The following is a 17842-nucleotide window of genomic DNA, read 5'->3' as shown; positions in this document are numbered from 1 at the left end:
GCTGGCAAGCCTATTTCAGGCACAAACTTCGCTGACCAGCTTGGCCAAGGCTTCGGCGTGGCTGCGCACTTGGTTTTCGTCGTCGCCTTCGACCATGACCCGCACCAGCGGCTCGGTACCCGACTTGCGCAAAAGTACCCGTCCGCGCCCAGCCATCGCCTCGGTGACCTTGGCACTGGCCTCCTTCACCGCAGGATGCTCCAGCGGGTCGACCTTGCTTGCGCCAAAGCGCACGTTGATCAGCACCTGTGGGCATTTGCGAACGGCCTGGCGGGCCTGCGCCAGGGTCTCGCCACGGCGCTTGAGCGACAACAGCACCTGCAGCGCGGCAATGATCGCATCGCCAGTGGTGGTGTGGTTGCAGCAAACCACGTGCCCGGAGTTTTCCCCGCCAACCAGCCACTCGCGCTCGAGCAACTCCGCCATGACATAGCGGTCGCCGACCTTGGCCCGCACGAACGGAATATCCAGGTCCTTGAGCGCCAGCTCCAGGCCGAGGTTGCTCATCAGGGTACCCACTACGCCACCCTGCAGCTTGCCGCGCTCGTGCAGGTCGCGCGCGATGATGAACAGCAATTCGTCTCCGTCGACGATGGCGCCGGTGTGGTCGACCATCAGCACACGGTCCCCATCGCCATCGAATGCGATGCCCAGGTCGGCGTGGCCGACCAGTACGGCAGCCTGCAGCGACTCGATGTGCGTGGATCCGCAATTCTCGTTGATGTTGAGGCCGTCCGGCTGGGCATGCAGCACGGTCACCTGAGCGCCCAACTCACGGAACACGCTGGGCGCAACCTTGTAGGTAGCGCCATGGGCGCAGTCGACCACCAGCTTGAGGCCTTCGAAACTGGTGCTGCTCGGCACGCTGCTCTTGCAGAACTCGATGTAGCGACCGGCGGCGTCGTTGATACGGGACACCTTGCCCAGCTTGCTCGACTCGACCACTGTCATCGGCTGGTCCAGCAACTCCTCGATCATCAGCTCGACTTCGTCCGGCAGCTTGGTGCCCTGGCCCGAGAAGAACTTGATGCCATTGTCGTCATGCGGGTTGTGCGAGGCGCTGATGACGATCCCCGCTTCGGCATGGAAGGTCCGGGTGAGGTAGGCGATGGCCGGCGTCGGCATCGGCCCGAGCAGCATGACATCGGCACCGGCGGCAGAAAGACCGGCTTCGAGCGCCGATTCGAACATGTACCCGGAGATACGGGTGTCCTTGCCTACCAGCACTCGGCAATTGCCCTGCTTGCGGAACGCCATGCCCGCAGCCCAACCCAGTTTCAGCATGAAATCCGGTGTGATCGGGTATTCGCCGACGCGGCCACGAATGCCGTCGGTACCAAAGTATTTTCTGCTCATAGGGACTCCAATGTTCTTATTCGGCGTTCTGTACCGCAGCGATCATGCGCACGACATCAACGGTCTCGGCCACGTCATGGACGCGCAGGATGCTAGCACCCTTGGTCATCGCCAATGCCGCCAGCGCAAGACTGCCGTACAACCGCTCGCCCACCGGGCGATCCAGGGTCAAGCCGATCATGCTTTTGCGCGAAACGCCCACCAAAAGCGGGCGCCCCAAGCGGTAGAGCGCTTCCATGTGTTTGAACAGGCTCAGGTTATGCGCCAGGGTCTTGGCGAAACCGAAGCCAGGATCAAGAATGATTCGGTCAGCGTCGATACCGGCCGCTGCGCAGGCCGCCATCCGCTGTTCAAGATAGCGCGTAACGTCGGCGGTCACATCGTCGTAATGTGGATCATCCTGCATATTGCCCGGCTCGCCACGCATGTGCATGAGGCAGACCGGCAGGCCGGTATCGGCAGCGGCATCCAGTGCACCGTCGCGCTCCAGCGCGCGCACGTCGTTGATCAGACCGGCCCCCAGGCGCGCCGACTCGCGGATCACGGCCGGGGTGGACGTATCCACGGAAATCACCACATCCAGGCGACTGTTGATCGCCTCGACCATCGGCGCCACGCGCTCGAGCTCTTCAGTAACCGATACTGCCCGCGCGCCAGGCCGGGTCGACTCGCCACCGATGTCGATCAGCGTGGCGCCTGCAGCGACCATCGCCTCGGCATGCCGAAGCGCTTCGTCGCGCTGATTGAAGCGCCCGCCGTCGGAGAAGGAGTCGGGGGTGACATTGAGAATACCCATGACATGGGTACGGGACAAATCAAGAACCCGGTTGCCGCAAGGCAACCGGGTCGGGTACTGCTGTGAGCTCATAAGTGCCCTTAGTGTTGTGCCGCTGGGCCGCCAATCGGCGACTCTGGGCGATCACCCTGGGTTGCAGAGGTGCCCGAAGCCGAGTCGTCGTCCCAGTCACGCGGTTCGCGGGGTGGACGGCCGGCCATGATATCGTCGATCTGCTCGGCGTCGATGGTCTCGTACTTCATCAGCGCCTCGGCCATGGCATCGAGCTTGTCGCGGTTGTCGGTCAGCAGTTGCTTGGCCGTGGCATAGCACTGGTCGATGATGCTGCGCACTTCCGAGTCGATCAGCTTGGCGGTTTCACCGGAGACACTGGCGTGCTGGCTGGCAGCGCTGCGGCCGAGGAACACCTCGCCCTCCTCTTCGGCGTACATCAGCGGGCCGAGCTTCTCGGACAGGCCCCACTTGGTCACCATGTTCCGGGCGATCTGGCTGGCACGCATGATGTCGTTGGAGGCACCCGTGGTGACACCGTCGAAGCCCAGGGTCATTTCCTCGGCGATACGGCCACCGTACAGCGAGCAGATCTGGCTGATCAACGCGCGCTTGGACAGGCTGTAGCGGTCCTCTTCCGGCAGGAACATGGTCACGCCCAGGGCGCGGCCACGAGGAATGATCGACACCTTGTAGACCGGATCATGCTCAGGCACCAGACGACCGACGATGGCATGACCCGCCTCGTGGTAGGCAGTGTTCTGTTTTTCCTTCTCGGACATGACCATGGTCTTGCGCTCGGCGCCCATCATGATCTTGTCCTTGGCCAGTTCGAACTCTTTCATTTCGACCAGGCGCTTGTTGGAGCGTGCGGCGAACAGCGAAGCCTCGTTGACCAGGTTGGCCAGGTCGGCACCGGAGAAGCCAGGGGTACCACGGGCGATGACCGCCGGATTGACGTTCTCGCCGACCGGCACCTTGCGCATGTGCACCTTGAGAATCTGTTCACGGCCGCGGATATCCGGCAGGCCGACCACGACCTGACGGTCGAAACGGCCGGGACGCAGCAGCGCAGGGTCCAGTACGTCCGGACGGTTGGTGGCGGCGATGACGATGATGCCATCGTTCATTTCGAAGCCATCCATCTCGACCAGCAACTGGTTGAGGGTTTGTTCGCGCTCGTCGTGACCACCGCCCATGCCCGCGCCACGGTGGCGACCCACGGCGTCGATCTCGTCGATGAAGATGATGCAAGGCGCGTGCTTCTTGGCCTGCTCGAACATGTCACGGACGCGGCTGGCACCGACACCCACGAACATTTCCACGAAGTCGGAACCGGAAATGGTGAAGAACGGCACTTTCGCTTCACCGGCGATGGCCTTGGCCAGCAAGGTCTTACCGGTACCGGGCGGGCCTACCATCAGTACGCCACGCGGAATACGGCCACCCAGGCGCTGGAACTTGCCCGGATCGCGCAGGAACTCGACCAGCTCGCCAACCTCTTCCTTGGCTTCGTCGCAACCTGCGACGTCGGCCAGGGTGGTCTTGACCTGGTCTTCGGACAACAGGCGCGCCTTGCTCTTGCCGAAGCTCATCGGCCCGCCCTTGCCCCCCGCGCCGCCTTGCATCTGGCGCATGAAGAACATGAAGACGGCGATGATCACCAGGATCGGGAAGCTGGCTACCAGCAGCTGCGTCCAGATGCTCTGTTGCTCAGGCTGCTTGCCTTCGATGATGACGTGATTGTCGACCAGGTCGCCGATCAGGCCATTGTCGGTAATGGCCGGACGCACGGTCTTGAAGTTGTCGCCGTCGGAACGCTTGCCGGTAATGATGTAGCCATCGACGGTCACACGCTCGACTTTCCCGTCTTTTACCTGCTGGATGAAGTCGGAGTAGTTGAGGGTCTGCGGCTCGTTAGGGCTCGAGAAGTTGTTCATCACCGTCACCAGGACCGCCGCGATGATCAACCAGAGGATCAGATTCTTTGCCATGTCGTTCAATTCGCTACCCTCTGAGGCCGGCGCACGACGCAGCCGTGCCTCGCATGATATTCGTCGCCCTAACTTACTACATTACCTACGCATCCGCAGGCACCGTCTGTAACCCTTTGTGAAACCTAGACTACACGAAGTTCGGACGATCCTGAGGGGGCGGGCGATTGGAAATAACTATCGACCACCCCGCAACCCGCCTTTTCACACCCCTTTGAAGCCCCTGGCCAGCAGGTATTGCTCACGCGAGCGATCCCGCGAGGACGACGGCTTGCGCATCTGTACCTTGTCGAACTTGCTGCGCACGTCCTTGAGGTACACGTCAAAACCTTCGCCCTGGAAAATCTTGATCAGGAAATCGCCGCCCGGCTTGAGGACGCGGGTGGCCAGATCGAGGGCCAGCTCACACAGGAACATGGCGCGCGGCATGTCCACCGCAGGCGTACCACTCATATTGGGGGCCATGTCGGAAATCACAAGGTCCACGTGCGAATCGCCGACTGCCTGCAGAATGCTGGCGAGGACTTCATCCTGGGTGAAGTCGCCCTGAATGAAGGTAACGTCGGGGATCGCGTCCATTTCCAGGATGTCGGATGCGATCAAGCGACCCTGCCCACCAATCAGACGACTGGTCACCTGCGACCAGCCTCCTGGGGCGGCGCCCAGGTCGATCACGCTCATGCCAGGACGGATCAGTCGGTCCTTTTCCTGGATCTCAAGCAGCTTGTAGCTCGCGCGCGAGCGGTAGCCATCCTTTTGCGCCTGCTTGACGAAAGGATCGTTGAAATGCTCTCTCAGCCAGTTATGGCTGCTTTTGGAACGTTGCGCCACGGGGCACCTCGATGATATGCGTCGTGTTTGACTGGGCGGAGCCACGGGCCCTCGGGTAAAATGCCCGTCAATTTTACAGAATCAGACGAAAAGGGTCAGATTATGCCGCTCAATAACGAGCAGAAGAAACAGTACAAATCCATTGGTCATGACCTGAAGCCGGTCTTGATCGTGGCTGGCAACGGCTTGAACGAAGGCGTCATCGCCGAACTGGAACGTGCACTCACCGACCACGAACTGATCAAGGTCGAGATTCGCTCCGAAGATCGTGAAGAACGTGCCGCCGCCATCGCCGAGCTGTGCAAGGCTGGCCGCGCGGAGCTGGTGCAGACCATCGGCAAGAAAGCGCTGATCTACCGCAAGAACCCGCAGCCGAACAAGCAGCTGTCCAACATCCACCGTTACAAGTAACGGAAAGGCCCCCGCAGGTATTCACCCTGTGGGGGCCGGCTTGCCAGCGTCGAGGCCTCGGCGCCTTCCCTGTCAGTGGCGCGGTGAACGCGTCTTGACCGGGACAGGCTGGGCTACCAGCACGATGCCGGAGAAGCCCAGCACCAGAAAACAGAACATCTGCCAGCGCTCGCCTACCGAGATGCCATAGCGCAGGGTGTAGTACCCCACGCAAGCACCGAAGCCGAGCAACAGCATCTGGCCGCGAAACTGCCGCCACCAGGCCGCCAGGCCCTCCACCCTCGCCAGCACCGCCAGCTGGGTCAACAGCCCAAGCAACGCCACGCCGATCAACCAGCGGTCAATCTGCCCAGCGATATCCTGCACCAGCAATGGCGCCAGGCCACTGACCTTGAGCGCAGGCACCAAACCCACATGGAACACCCAGAGGCCGCCAACCCAGAAGACCTGGGCCAACTGCCAGAGGATTCCCTCGAGGGAGGGCGCCCGAAGGCGCCGGTCAGATGTGCTTGACTTCGACAATCTCGTACTCGACCGTACCGTTTGGCGTCTTGACGACAACGGTGTCACCTTCTTCCTTGCCGATGATGGCACGGGCGATCGGCGCACTGTTCGACAGCTTGCCTTTCTTCACGTCGGCTTCGTCCTCGCCCACGATCTGGTAGGTCACCTGATCGCCGGTCTCGGTGTTCTCCAGGTCCACGGTGGTACCGAAGATCACCTTGCCGGTGTGCGCGATGGTGGTGACATCGATCACCACCGAGTTCTGCAGACGGCCTTCGATGTCACGGATACGCGCCTCGACCATGCCCTGCTCTTCGCGGGCAGCATGGTACTCGGCGTTTTCCTTGAGGTCGCCCAGCTCACGCGCTTCACCGATTGCCTGGCTCAGGCGCGGGCGCTCGGTCTTGCTCAGGAAGGTCAGTTCCTCTTCCAGGGCGCGAGCGCCCTGGACGGTCATCGGGTACTTGGTAATGCTCATGCTTTAAGTCCTGCATGCAGATCCTGCAAGCGGCGAACGGTCTTCTCAGGGCCGAATTTCAGCGCTTCGCAGATGGCTTCACCTGCCGCAATGGTGGTCGTGCAGTAGATCTTGTGCTGCAGCGCATTGCGACGAATCGAGTAGGAATCGGCGATCGACTGGCGGCCTTCGGTGGTGTTGATGATCAGCGACACTTCGTCGTTCTTGATCATGTCGACCACATGCGGGCGACCTTCGGTCACTTTGTTCACACGGCGCACTTTCAGGCCAGCCGCCTCGATCACCTTGGCGGTACCGGCAGTTGCAACCACTTCAAAGCCCAGGGCGATCAGGTCGCGGGCAACGCCAGCCACTTGTGGCTTGTCGTCGTCACGCACGCTGATGAACGCAGTACCGCCGGTCGGCAGCACTTCGCTGGCGCCCATCTGGGCCTTGGCGAAGGCTTCACCGAAGCTGTCGCCGACACCCATCACTTCACCGGTAGATTTCATCTCAGGGCCGAGGATCGGGTCAACACCTGGGAACTTGGCGAACGGGAAGACGGCTTCCTTGACGCTGTAGAAGTTCGGGATGATTTCCTGGGTGAAGCCCAGCTCTTTGAGCGTTTTACCCGCCATGACGCGCGCCGCGATCATCGCCAGGGAAGTACCGATGCACTTGGAAACGAACGGAACGGTACGCGACGCACGCGGGTTGACTTCGATCACGTAGATCTTGTCGCCCTGCAGGGCCAGCTGCACGTTCATCAGGCCGACGACACCCAGTTCCAGGGCCATCTTGCGCACCTGGTCACGGACTTCGTCCTGGACTTCCTTGCTCAACGAGTAAGGTGGCAGCGAGCACGCCGAGTCACCGGAGTGAACACCGGCCTGTTCGATGTGCTGCATGATCGCGCCGATCACCACGTCGGTGCCGTCGCACACCGCATCCACGTCCATTTCGATGGCGCAGTTGAGGAAGTGGTCGAGCAGCACCGGGCTGTCGTTGGAGACCTGGACCGCTTCACGCAGGTAGCGCTTGAGCTCGTCCAGTTCGTAGACGATCTCCATGGCGCGACCGCCCAGTACGTACGACGGACGCACGACCAGCGGGTAGCCGATGTCGCCAGCGGCACGGATGGCTTCGTCTTCGCTGCGCACGGTGGCGTTTGGCGGCTGGCGCAGGTTCAGGCGCTGAACCATCTGCTGGAAACGCTCACGGTCTTCGGCGCGGTCGATCGCGTCCGGGCTGGTACCGATGATCGGCACGCCAGCTTCTTCAAGGGCGCGAGCCAGCTTCAGCGGGGTCTGGCCACCGTAGTGGACGATGACGCCCTTGGGTTTCTCGACGCGGCAGACTTCCAGCACGTCTTCCAGGGTCAGCGGCTCGAAGTACAGACGGTCCGAGGTGTCGTAGTCGGTGGAAACGGTTTCCGGGTTGCAGTTGACCATGATGGTCTCGTAACCGTCATCACGCAGCGCCAGGGCAGCGTGTACGCAGCAGTAGTCGAACTCGATACCTTGACCGATACGGTTCGGGCCGCCACCCAGGATCATGATCTTGTCGCGGGTCGACGGATTGGCCTCGCACTCTTCCTCGTAGGTCGAGTACAGGTAGGCGGTATCGGTGGCGAACTCGGCGGCGCAGGTGTCGACGCGCTTGTAGACCGGGAACACTTCCAGCTTGTGGCGGTGACGACGCAGGTTCTTGTCGGTGATGCCGAGCAGCTTGGCCAGACGCTGGTCAGAGAAGCCCTTGCGCTTGAGGCGCAGCATGTAGTCCTTGTCGATGGCCGACAGGGCCAGGGTCTTGACCTTCTCTTCTTCCTTGATGAGATCTTCCATCTGCACCAGGAACCACATGTCGATGCCGGTCAGCTTGAAGATTTCTTCGCACGTCATGCCAGCACGCATGGCGTCGGCCACGTACCAGATACGCTCGGCGCCCGGTACGGTCAGCTCGCGCTTGAGGATGCTGTTGGCGTCCGGGCTGGCCAGGTCGACTTTCGGGTCCAGACCGCAGGCACCGACTTCCAGGCCGCGCAGGGCTTTCTGCAGGGATTCCTGGAAGGTACGGCCGATGGCCATGACTTCACCGACCGACTTCATCTGGGTGGTCAGGCGGGCGTCGGCTTTCGGGAATTTCTCGAAGGCGAAGCGCGGCAGCTTGGTGACGACGTAGTCGATCGACGGCTCGAAGGAAGCCGGAGTGCGGCCGCCGGTGATGTCGTTCTGCAGCTCGTCGAGGGTGTAACCCACGGCCAGCTTGGCGGCGATCTTGGCGATCGGGAAGCCGGTAGCCTTCGAGGCCAGGGCCGAGGAGCGCGATACACGCGGGTTCATCTCGATCACGACCATGCGGCCGGTGTTCGGGCAGATACCGAACTGAACGTTGGAACCGCCGGTTTCGACGCCGATTTCACGCAGTACCGCCAGCGAGGCGTTACGCATGATCTGGTATTCCTTGTCGGTCAGCGTTTGCGCCGGAGCGACAGTGATGGAGTCACCGGTGTGCACACCCATCGGGTCGAAGTTTTCGATGGAGCAGACGATGATGCAGTTGTCCTTCTTGTCACGGACCACCTCCATCTCGTATTCCTTCCAGCCGATCAGCGATTCGTCGATCAGCAGCTCCTTGGTCGGCGACAGGTCCAGACCACGGGCGCAGATTTCTTCGAACTCTTCACGGTTGTAGGCGATACCGCCACCGGTGCCACCCATGGTGAACGACGGACGGATGATGCACGGGAAGCCCAGGCGCTCGAGAACGGCGTTGGCCTCTTCCATGCTGTGGGCGATACCGGAACGCGGGCACTCCAGGCCAATGGCTTTCATCGCCTTGTCGAAGCGCGAACGGTCTTCGGCCTTGTCGATGGTGTCGGCGTTGGCACCGATCATCTCTACGCCGAATTTCTCCAGAACGCCGTGGCGCTCCAGGTCCAGGGCGCAGTTCAGTGCGGTCTGACCGCCCATGGTCGGCAGCAGGGCATCCGGACGCTCTTTCTCGATGATCTTGGCCACCGATTGCCACTTGATCGGCTCGATGTAGGTGGCATCGGCCATGGCCGGGTCGGTCATGATGGTGGCTGGGTTGGAGTTCACCAGGATGACGCGGAAACCTTCCTCGCGCAGGGCCTTGCAGGCCTGGGCGCCGGAATAGTCGAATTCGCAGGCCTGGCCGATCACGATCGGGCCAGCGCCGAGAATCAGGATGCTTTTAATGTCTGTACGTTTTGGCATTGGGTTGTCACTCAAATCCGCGGGTCAGTCGGCAAGCCGTCTTGAACAATCTGGGTCAGGCGCTTCCGGGCGCGGCACGAGCCGGCCCGGGGCCTTGAAGCAGGATGCTCAGCGGCGCTTGGCCATGGCATCGATGAAACGATCGAACAGTGGCGCGACGTCGGTCGGGCCTGGGCTCGCTTCAGGGTGGCCCTGGAAGCTGAACGCGCTCTTGTCGGTGCGCTCGATACCCTGCAGGGTGCCGTCGAACAGCGACTTGTGGATGGCGCGGACATTGCCCGGCAGGGTGGCTTCGTCGACGGCGAAACCGTGGTTCTGGCTGGTGATCATCACCACGCCGGTGTCCAGGTCCTGGACCGGGTGGTTGGCACCGTGGTGGCCATGACCCATCTTGACGGTCTTGGCGCCGGAGGCCAGGGCCAGCAGCTGGTGGCCGAGGCAGATACCGAAGACCGGGATCTCGGTTTCCAGGATTTCCTTGATCGCCTGGATCGCGTAGTCGCAAGGCTCGGGGTCACCAGGGCCGTTGGACAGGAACACGCCATCTGGATTCATTGCCAGGACTTCGCTCGCCGGGGTCTGGGCAGGCACCACGGTCACGCGGCAGCCGCGGGCGACCAGCATGCGCAGGATGTTCAGCTTGACGCCGTAGTCGAAGGCCACCACGTGGTAAGGCAGGTCGGCAGCGTCAATGGTCGGGTGGCTGTCGGTTTTCAGCTCCCACACGCTGGAACGCCACTCGTAGCGCTCTTTGGTGGAAACGACCTTGGCCAGGTCCATGCCCTTGAGGCCCGGGAAGGCGCGGGCAGCGGCGATGGCGGCTTCTTCGCTGATGTTGTCACCGGCCAGGATGCAACCGTTCTGGGCGCCCTTCTCACGCAGGATGCGGGTCAGGCGACGGGTGTCGATACCGGCGATGGCGACGACGTTGTTGGCCTTCAGGTACTCAGGCAGCGACTGGGTGTTACGCCAGTTGCTGGCCAGCAGCGGCAGGTCACGGATGACCAGGCCAGCGGACCAGACGCGGTTCGACTCGGCATCTTCCGGGGTGGTGCCGGTATTACCGATGTGCGGGTAGGTCAGGGTAACGATTTGCTGCGCGTAGGAAGGATCAGTAAGGATTTCCTGGTAGCCGGTCATAGCAGTGTTGAACACCACCTCACCAACGGTCTGACCGTCGGCTCCGATGGCTTCACCGCGGAAAATACTGCCATCGGCAAGGGCGAGTATGGCTGGCTTTGTCAAGAAGACCTCCCGTTAATCAAGCATGAAAGGGCGATCGCAGGTTGCAAAAAAGCGGAGTGACGTATGGACACGTCACCCCGCTTTCATGTGCTGAATTCAATTCGCTGCGCGCTTTTAGTGGACACACTAAAGCTGTAGCTTACAGAAAAGTGCGTTTTAGGTCTACCGCATATGTGTCTCTAAAACACATGATTGCGACAGACTGACATCCCTGAAAACCCCTTCGCGGGTAAACCCGCTCCTACAGACACCGCGCCAAACCTCGGAGCAACGCCATTCCATGCGGGAGCGGGAGCAGGCTTACCGCGATGAAGCCACCGCCGCTCGACCTGCTTAACGCAGCTCGAGCACATCCTGCATGTCGTACAGGCCCGGCTCACGCCCATCCAGCCACAGCGCCGCACGCACGGCACCCTTGGCAAAGGTCATGCGGCTGGACGCCTTGTGGGTGATCTCCACGCGCTCGCCTTCGGCGGCGAACAGCACGGTGTGGTCACCGACTACGTCACCGGCACGCACAGTAGCGAAACCGATGGTCTGACGATCGCGCGCGCCAGTCTGGCCTTCGCGACCGTAAACGGCCACTTCCTGCAGATCGCGCCCCAACGCCTGGGCAACCACCTCCCCCATGCGCAGGGCGGTACCCGAAGGTGCATCGACTTTGTGTCGGTGGTGCGCCTCGATGATCTCGATATCCACATCGTCGCCCAATACCCGCGCTGCGGTATCCAGCAGCTTGAGGCACAGGTTGACGCCAACGCTGAAGTTGGCGGCGAAGACGATCGGAATCTCCTTGCCCGCCTCGACCAGTTGCTGCTTTTCTTCCGGGGTAAAGCCAGTGGTACCGATGACCATGGCCTTGCCTGCCTTGCGGCAGAACGCCAGGTTCTTCAGGGTGACCGAGGGATGGGTGAAGTCGATCAGCACATCGAACTCGTCGGCGACCTTGGCCAGGTCATCGGAAATCGGCACGCCAATACGGCCCAGGGCCGCCAACTCACCCGCATCCGCCCCAACCAGGGAACTGTCGGGGCGATCGATCGCCGCCGTCAGGCCTGCCTGAGGCGCCTGTTGCTGCACGGCCTCGACGAGGGTCTTGCCCATCCGCCCCGCCGCGCCCATCACTGCAATACGTCGCATACGTCTGTTCCTTGTCAGAGATCGCCGAAGAAGCGCTTCACACCCTCGAACCAGCCACTGGCCTTGGGCGAATGAGAGCTGTCGCCATCGAGCGAATCGCGCAGTTCTTCAAGCAGCTCGCGCTGACGGCGGCTGAGGTTGACCGGCGTTTCCACCGCGACACGGCACAGCAGGTCGCCCGCCGCACCCCCACGCACCGGCGCCACGCCCTTGCCACGCAGGCGGAACTGCTTGCCGGTCTGGGTGCCTTCGGGGATCTTCAACTTGACCCGACCATCGAGGGTCGGCACTTCCAGCTCGCCGCCCAGGGCCGCATCGGTGTAGCTGATCGGCACTTCGCAGTACAGATGCTTGCCATCACGCTGGAAGATCGCGTGCTCACGCACATTGATGACCACGTACAGGTCGCCGGTCGGGCCACCATGGGTACCGGCCTCGCCCTCACCGGACAGGCGGATGCGGTCGCCGGTATCGACGCCCGCCGGCACCTTGACCGAAAGGGTCTTGTATTCCTCGACACGGCCTTCGCCATGGCAAGAGGTGCAAGGGTCGGTGATGATCTTGCCTTGCCCATGGCAACGGGGGCAGGTTTGCTGCACGGCGAAGAAGCCCTGCTGCATGCGTACCTGGCCAGCACCGCCGCAGGTCGGGCAGGTGGATGGGGTCGACCCCTTCTTCGCACCCGAACCGTCGCAGGGTTTGCAGTTGACCAGCGTAGGCACCCGGATATTGACCGTGGTACCGCGCACAGCCTCTTCCAGATTCAGCTCCAGGGTGTATCGCAGGTCGCTGCCGCGCTGCGCGCCGCCACGAGCACCACCGCGTCCGCCGCCGAAGAAATCACTGAAGACATCACCGAAGATGTCAGAGAAGTTGGCACCACCGAAACCAGCGCCGCCACCGCCCCCCATGCCAGCGTCGAAAGCGGCATGGCCATACTGGTCGTAGGATGCACGCTTGTTCGCGTCGGACAGCACTTCATAGGCCTCGCTGACCTCCTTGAATTGCTCTTCCGACGCCTTGTCATCCGGGTTGCGGTCGGGGTGGTACTTCATCGCCAGGCGGCGATAAGCCTTCTTGAGGTCACCTTCGCTGGCGCCACGCTCGACACCCAGGACCTCATAATAATCACGCTTTGCCATAGGTCATTTGCACTCTTGAGGGCGTTCGGCATGCTCCATGCCGTCAGCACCTGCCGCTACACGCCCAAAGCGCCCTGACAGATGCTGTAAAAATTCTCGTATTCCAGACACACCAACGCGGGAGCAAGCCCCCGCGCGGCGACATCCTACCAGTTCATCGTCAAATGACGCTCACTGGCCGACAACATGCAGGGATTACTGCTTGTTGTTGTCTTTCACTTCTTCGAACTCGGCGTCAACCACGTCATCGTGCTTGGCTTCCGGCTCAGCCTGCTGGGCACCGCCCTGCGGCTGCTGAGCCTGTTCGGCGTACATCTTCTGAGCCACTGGCGCGGAGACTTTCGACAGCTCCTCGACCTTGGCATCGATGGCAGCCTTGTCGTCGCCTTTGACGGCGGCTTCCAGGGCAACGACCGCAGCTTCGATGGCGGTTTTTTCTTCGGCGGTAACCTTGTCACCGGCGTCAGCGACCATCTTGCGAGTCGAGTGAACCAGCGCGTCACCCTGGTTACGGGCAGCGGCCAGCTCTTCGAACTTGCGGTCTTCCTCGGCGTTGGCCTCGGCGTCACGCACCATGCGCTCGATTTCTTCGTCCGACAGACCGGAGTTGGCCTTGATCACGATCGACTGCGACTTGCCGGTGGCCTTGTCTTTGGCGCTGACGTGCAGGATGCCGTTGGCGTCGATGTCGAAGGTCACTTCGATCTGCGGCACACCGCGTGGGGCCGGCGGAATGTCGGCCAGGTCGAACTTGCCCAGCGACTTGTTCTGAGCGGCCTGCTTACGCTCACCCTGCAGAACGTGGATGGTCACGGCGCCCTGGTTGTCATCGGCAGTCGAGAACACCTGCGACTTCTTGGTCGGGATGGTGGTGTTCTTCTCGATCAGCGGAGTCATCACGCCGCCCATGGTTTCGATACCCAGGGTCAGCGGGCTGACGTCCAGCAGCAGTACGTCCTTCACGTCACCGGCCAGTACCGCGCCTTGAATGGCTGCGCCCATGGCAACGGCTTCGTCCGGGTTGACGTCCTTACGTGCTTCTTTACCGAAGAAGTCGGCAACGGCTTTCTGCACCATCGGCATACGGGTCTGGCCACCGACCAGGATCACGTCGTCGATCTTGCTTGCGTCGATACCCGCGTCTTTCAGCGCGATGCGGCAAGGCTCGATGGTACGGTTGACCAGGTCTTCGACCAGCGACTCCAGCTTGGCGCGGGAAATCTTCACGTTCAGGTGCTTAGGACCGGTAGCGTCCGCAGTGATGTACGGCAGGTTGACGTCGGTCGACTGAGACGAGGACAGCTCGATCTTGGCCTTTTCAGCCGCTTCTTTCAGACGTTGCAGGGCCAGCGGATCGTTCTTCAGATCCATGCCCGATTCTTTCTTGAATTCGTCGACGAGGTAGTCGATCAGGCGCATGTCGAAGTCTTCACCACCGAGGAAGGTGTCACCGTTGGTGGCCAGTACTTCGAACTGGTGCTCGCCGTCGACTTCAGCGATCTCGATCACGGAAACGTCGAAGGTACCACCACCGAGGTCATAGACGATCACGGTGTGGTCGCCCTTCGCTTTGTCCATGCCGTAGGCCAGGGCAGCAGCGGTCGGTTCGTTGATGATGCGTTTTACGTCCAGACCCGCGATACGACCGGCGTCCTTGGTGGCCTGACGCTGGCTGTCGTTGAAGTAGGCCGGAACGGTGATGACCGCTTCGGTGACCGGCTCGCCGAGGTAGTCTTCGGCGGTCTTCTTCATTTTCTTCAGGACTTCGGCGCTGATTTGCGGCGGAGCCATTTCCTTGCCGCCGGCCTCGACCCAAGCGTCACCATTGTTGGCTTTGACGATCTTGTACGGCACCAGCTTGATGTCTTTCTGCACGACGTCTTCTTCGAAGCGACGGCCAATCAGACGCTTCACGGCGAACAGGGTGTTGTGCGGGTTGGTGACGGCCTGGCGCTTGGCCGACTGGCCAACCAGGATTTCGCCATCGTTGGCGTAAGCCACGATCGAAGGGGTAGTACGCGCGCCCTCGGCGTTCTCGATGACTTTGACGTTACCGTTTTCCAGAATGGAGACGCACGAGTTGGTGGTCCCCAGGTCGATACCGATGATTTTACCCATGTTGAATCTCCCGAAACTTGAATTTGGTAGCAGCGACTTCATTCAGCCAACTGCGGTAATACTTGAAGGCTTGACACCTAGATGGGGATGCCCTGACGGATTTCAAGCCTTTTCATCGATAGAAGGTTGTGGCGCTGCTGGCGCCTTGCTGACCACCACCATGGCGGGGCGCAGCAGGCGGCCATTGAGCAGGTAGCCCTTCTGGAACACGTTCAGCACGCTGTTGGGCTCGACAGTGGCGCTTTCCTGCATGGCCATCGCCTGATGGTGCTCGGCATTGAACGGCTGGCCGTGCGGGTCGATGGCTTCGAGGTTGTAGCGCTTGAGGGTGTCCTGGAACATCTTCAGGGTCAGCTCGACGCCTTCGCGAATCTGCTTGACGTGCTCGTCTTCGGCACTGGAGTGCGTCAGGGCGAGTTCCAGGCTGTCGATGACCGGCAGCAGGTCGCCGGCGAATTTCTCAAGGGCGAACTTGTGCGCCTTCTCGACGTCCTGCTCGGCACGACGGCGAATGTTCTGCAGTTCGGCGGCGGTGCGCAGGGACTGATCCTTGGCGGCGGCCAGCTGCTCCTCTAGCTCCTGGACGCGGGCATCGACGGACGTCGCACCAGCCTCTTCGGTATTAAGGGTGTTTTCATCCAGCTGTTCGTCAGCCATGGGTGTTCTCCTCCGCAAATTTCTGGTCTGCGAGCCTGGCTCGCCTTGTTTGTCGGCTATATGGGGCCGGAAAAACAGGCTTCAAGGGGCAATGTGGTTTTCAGGCAACGCAAGAATCTGCCAACGGGCATTGTCAGCCTCGAAAAAACTACTGTATAAATAACCAGACCAACCGCTTCGGGAGCCGCCCTCATGCTGGTGCACCTGTCCATTCACAACTACGCCATCGTCGAGCACCTCGACCTCGAACTGGCCCGTGGCATGTCCGTCATCACCGGTGAGACCGGCGCAGGCAAGTCGATCATGCTCGACGCCCTCGGCCTCACCCTGGGTGACCGTGCCGACAGCGGCGTTGTGCGTCCCGGCGCAGACAAGGCGGACATCCTCGCCACCTTCGACCTGGTGGACATCCCCGAGGCACGCGCCTGGTTGGCCGAACGCGACCTGGACATCGACGGGCCGTGCATCCTGCGCCGGGTCATCACCGCCGAGGGCCGAAGCCGCGGCTACATCAACGGCACACCCTGCCCGCTGGGCGACCTGAAGGCGCTGGGCGAACTGCTGATCGACATTCACAGCCAGCACGAACACCAGTCGCTGCTCAAGACCGACACCCATCGCCGCCTGCTGGACGAATATGCCGGTGCCATCGACCTGGCGCGCCAGGTGCAATTGGCCGCCAAACGCTGGAACCAGACCCGCCTCGAACTGGAGCGCCTGACCAACTCGAGCGACGAGCAACGCGCTCGCCATCAGCTGCTCAGCTATCAACTGGAAGAACTCGACAACCTGGGCCTGGGCGAAAACGAACTCGAACAACTCGAACAGGAACACAAGAACCTGACCAGTGCCGAGGCGCTGTTCGGCATTTGCCGCCAGGTCATCGACCAGTGCAGCGAGAGCGACTCGGGCAATGTGCTGAGCGCCCTCACCTCCAGCCTCAACCGGCTGGGCGCCGCCAACCATGCCCCCAAGGCACTGGCAGAGGCCGCCAACCTGATCGCCAGCGCGCAGATCCAGGTCGAAGAGGCCGTGGGCGAACTCAACCGCTTCCTGGACAACTTCGATGCCGACCCCATGCGCCTGCAAGCCCTGGAAGAACGCCTCGACACCCTCTACACCCTGGCACGCAAGCACCGCGTGCACCCGACCGAGCTACCGCACCTGCAACAACAGCTGATGGAAGAGCTGGAAGGACTCAATGCCAGTGACGAATCCATCGAACGCCTGGGCGATGAGCTGACCGCCTACGCCCACCACTATAAAGAGAAGGCCAGCGAACTGAGCGCACTGCGTCGGCAGGCCGCCAGCCAGCTGGCAACTGCCGTCGAGCAGGAGATCCAGCGCCTGGGCATGCCCGGCGGGCGTTTCTGCATCGAACTGACACCAAACGACGGCCAGGAACTGTCGCCCCACGGCCTTGAGCAGATCGAACTGCTGGTCAGCGCCAACCCTGGGCAACCCCTCAAGGGCCTGGCCAAGGTGGCCTCGGGCGGTGAACTGTCACGCATCAGCCTGGCGATCCAGGTGATCACTGCTCAAACCTCCCGCATCCCGACGCTGGTGTTCGACGAAGTCGACGTCGGCATCGGCGGCCCCACCGCCGAAATCGTCGGCCAGTTGCTGCGCCGATTGGGTGAACGCGGCCAGGTCCTGACCGTGACCCACCTACCGCAAGTCGCCGCACAAGGGCATCACCATTTGTTCGTGCACAAGGTGCGCAACAGCGACACCACTCACACCGCAGTGACCAGCCTGGCCAAGCGCGAGCGGGTCGAGGAAGTGGCGCGGATGCTCGGCGGTATCGACTTGACCAAGGAATCCCTGGCGCATGCGCGCAAGATGGTGGTCAGCGGGAAGGCTTGAGATCTTCGGGCCCACCGGAGCCGTGTCCGAGCCGGCGCGCTGGCGATTGGGCAGACATGAATCACCCGAGCCCTAAAGTACAAAGGCGACCCTGA

At 61.8% G+C, this 17842-nt stretch carries 14 protein-coding genes; 2 read left to right on the top strand and 12 right to left on the bottom strand.

Annotated features, from left to right (window positions below; all coding sequences use genetic code 11):
- Positions 1–15: 15 nt before the first annotated feature.
- From glmM to rlmE, 4 genes are all read right to left on the bottom strand, one after another.
- Positions 16–1356 (bottom strand): phosphoglucosamine mutase, encoded by a 1341-nt coding sequence (gene glmM / locus IF103_RS03455; protein ID WP_023378624.1) that lies wholly within the window; start codon positions 1354–1356, stop codon positions 16–18.
- A 16-nt stretch (positions 1357–1372) separates the two neighbouring features.
- Positions 1373–2224, bottom strand: a complete 852-nt coding sequence (folP, locus tag IF103_RS03450) for a dihydropteroate synthase (RefSeq protein WP_023378623.1) — start codon at positions 2222–2224, stop codon at positions 1373–1375.
- A gap of 8 nt (positions 2225–2232) precedes the next feature.
- Complete coding sequence (gene ftsH / locus IF103_RS03445; protein WP_023378622.1) at positions 2233–4137, bottom strand: ATP-dependent zinc metalloprotease FtsH; 1905 nt, start codon at positions 4135–4137, stop codon at positions 2233–2235.
- 204 nt (positions 4138–4341) lie between these two features.
- On the bottom strand, positions 4342–4968 hold the full coding sequence (rlmE, locus tag IF103_RS03440) for a 23S rRNA (uridine(2552)-2'-O)-methyltransferase RlmE (protein WP_023378621.1): 627 nt from the start codon (positions 4966–4968) through the stop codon (positions 4342–4344).
- Between the two features lie 102 nt (positions 4969–5070).
- Here rlmE and yhbY point away from each other — a divergent pair, with 102 nt between their 5' ends.
- A complete protein-coding gene (gene yhbY, locus IF103_RS03435; RefSeq protein ID WP_023378620.1) occupies positions 5071–5379 on the top strand; it encodes a ribosome assembly RNA-binding protein YhbY in 309 nt (102 codons plus the stop codon).
- Positions 5380–5451: 72 nt separating this feature from the next.
- Here the strand turns inward: yhbY and IF103_RS03430 are convergent, their stop codons facing one another.
- The 8 genes from IF103_RS03430 to grpE all read right to left on the bottom strand — a co-directional run bounded on the left by IF103_RS03430 (position 5452) and on the right by grpE (position 15881).
- Positions 5452–5901 (bottom strand): MFS transporter, encoded by a 450-nt coding sequence (locus IF103_RS03430; RefSeq protein WP_081669745.1) that lies wholly within the window; start codon positions 5899–5901, stop codon positions 5452–5454.
- A complete protein-coding gene (gene greA, locus IF103_RS03425) occupies positions 5879–6361 on the bottom strand; it encodes a transcription elongation factor GreA (RefSeq protein ID WP_023378618.1) in 483 nt (160 codons plus the stop codon). The genes IF103_RS03430 and greA overlap by 23 nt, the downstream gene beginning before the upstream one ends.
- On the bottom strand, positions 6358–9579 hold the full coding sequence (gene carB / locus IF103_RS03420; RefSeq protein ID WP_023378617.1) for a carbamoyl-phosphate synthase large subunit: 3222 nt from the start codon (positions 9577–9579) through the stop codon (positions 6358–6360). The genes greA and carB overlap by 4 nt, the downstream gene beginning before the upstream one ends.
- A 108-nt stretch (positions 9580–9687) precedes the next feature.
- Complete coding sequence (gene carA / locus IF103_RS03415; RefSeq protein ID WP_023378615.1) at positions 9688–10824, bottom strand: glutamine-hydrolyzing carbamoyl-phosphate synthase small subunit; 1137 nt, start codon at positions 10822–10824, stop codon at positions 9688–9690.
- 333 nt (positions 10825–11157) lie between these two features.
- Positions 11158–11964, bottom strand: coding sequence for a 4-hydroxy-tetrahydrodipicolinate reductase (dapB, locus tag IF103_RS03410; RefSeq protein WP_023378614.1), 807 nt, complete (start codon positions 11962–11964; stop codon positions 11158–11160).
- A 14-nt stretch (positions 11965–11978) separates the two neighbouring features.
- A complete protein-coding gene (gene dnaJ, locus IF103_RS03405; RefSeq protein WP_023378613.1) occupies positions 11979–13106 on the bottom strand; it encodes a molecular chaperone DnaJ in 1128 nt (375 codons plus the stop codon).
- Positions 13107–13301: 195 nt separating this feature from the next.
- Entirely contained in the window at positions 13302–15224 is a 1923-nt protein-coding gene (gene dnaK, locus IF103_RS03400; protein WP_023378612.1) for a molecular chaperone DnaK, read from the bottom strand.
- A gap of 102 nt (positions 15225–15326) precedes the next feature.
- A complete protein-coding gene (gene grpE, locus IF103_RS03395) occupies positions 15327–15881 on the bottom strand; it encodes a nucleotide exchange factor GrpE (RefSeq protein WP_023378611.1) in 555 nt (184 codons plus the stop codon).
- A 192-nt stretch (positions 15882–16073) separates the two neighbouring features.
- On the opposite strand from grpE, the gene recN reads away from it, so the two are divergent.
- Entirely contained in the window at positions 16074–17747 is a 1674-nt protein-coding gene (gene recN / locus IF103_RS03390; RefSeq protein ID WP_023378610.1) for a DNA repair protein RecN, read from the top strand.
- The last annotated feature ends 95 nt before the right edge of the window (positions 17748–17842 follow it).

The sequence above is a fragment of the Pseudomonas sp. SK2 genome, assembly GCF_016772395.1.
Taxonomy (GTDB): Bacteria; Pseudomonadota; Gammaproteobacteria; order Pseudomonadales; family Pseudomonadaceae; genus Aquipseudomonas; species Aquipseudomonas taiwanensis.
The sequence above is the reverse complement of the archived record's forward strand: the minus strand, read 5'-3'. Positions and strand labels throughout refer to the sequence as shown.

Bases quoted from the DNA above. Each gene is read 5' to 3' on its own strand.
- ftsH (WP_023378622.1), bottom strand. From the start codon at position 4,137: ATGGCAAAGAATCTGATCCTCTGGTTGATCATCGCGGCGGTCCTGGTG.
- greA (WP_023378618.1), bottom strand. From the start codon at position 6,361: ATGAGCATTACCAAGTACCCGATGACCGTCCAGGGCGCTCGCGCCCTG.
- folP (WP_023378623.1), bottom strand. From the start codon at position 2,224: ATGAGCTCACAGCAGTACCCGACCCGGTTGCCTTGCGGCAACCGGGTT.
- carB (WP_023378617.1), bottom strand. From the start codon at position 9,579: ATGCCAAAACGTACAGACATTAAAAGCATCCTGATTCTCGGCGCTGGC.
- glmM (WP_023378624.1), bottom strand. From the start codon at position 1,356: ATGAGCAGAAAATACTTTGGTACCGACGGCATTCGTGGCCGCGTCGGC.
- dnaK (WP_023378612.1), bottom strand. From the start codon at position 15,224: ATGGGTAAAATCATCGGTATCGACCTGGGGACCACCAACTCGTGCGTC.
- dapB (WP_023378614.1), bottom strand. From the start codon at position 11,964: ATGCGACGTATTGCAGTGATGGGCGCGGCGGGGCGGATGGGCAAGACC.
- yhbY (WP_023378620.1), top strand. From the start codon at position 5,071: ATGCCGCTCAATAACGAGCAGAAGAAACAGTACAAATCCATTGGTCAT.
- grpE (WP_023378611.1), bottom strand. From the start codon at position 15,881: ATGGCTGACGAACAGCTGGATGAAAACACCCTTAATACCGAAGAGGCT.
- recN (WP_023378610.1), top strand. From the start codon at position 16,074: ATGCTGGTGCACCTGTCCATTCACAACTACGCCATCGTCGAGCACCTC.
- dnaJ (WP_023378613.1), bottom strand. From the start codon at position 13,106: ATGGCAAAGCGTGATTATTATGAGGTCCTGGGTGTCGAGCGTGGCGCC.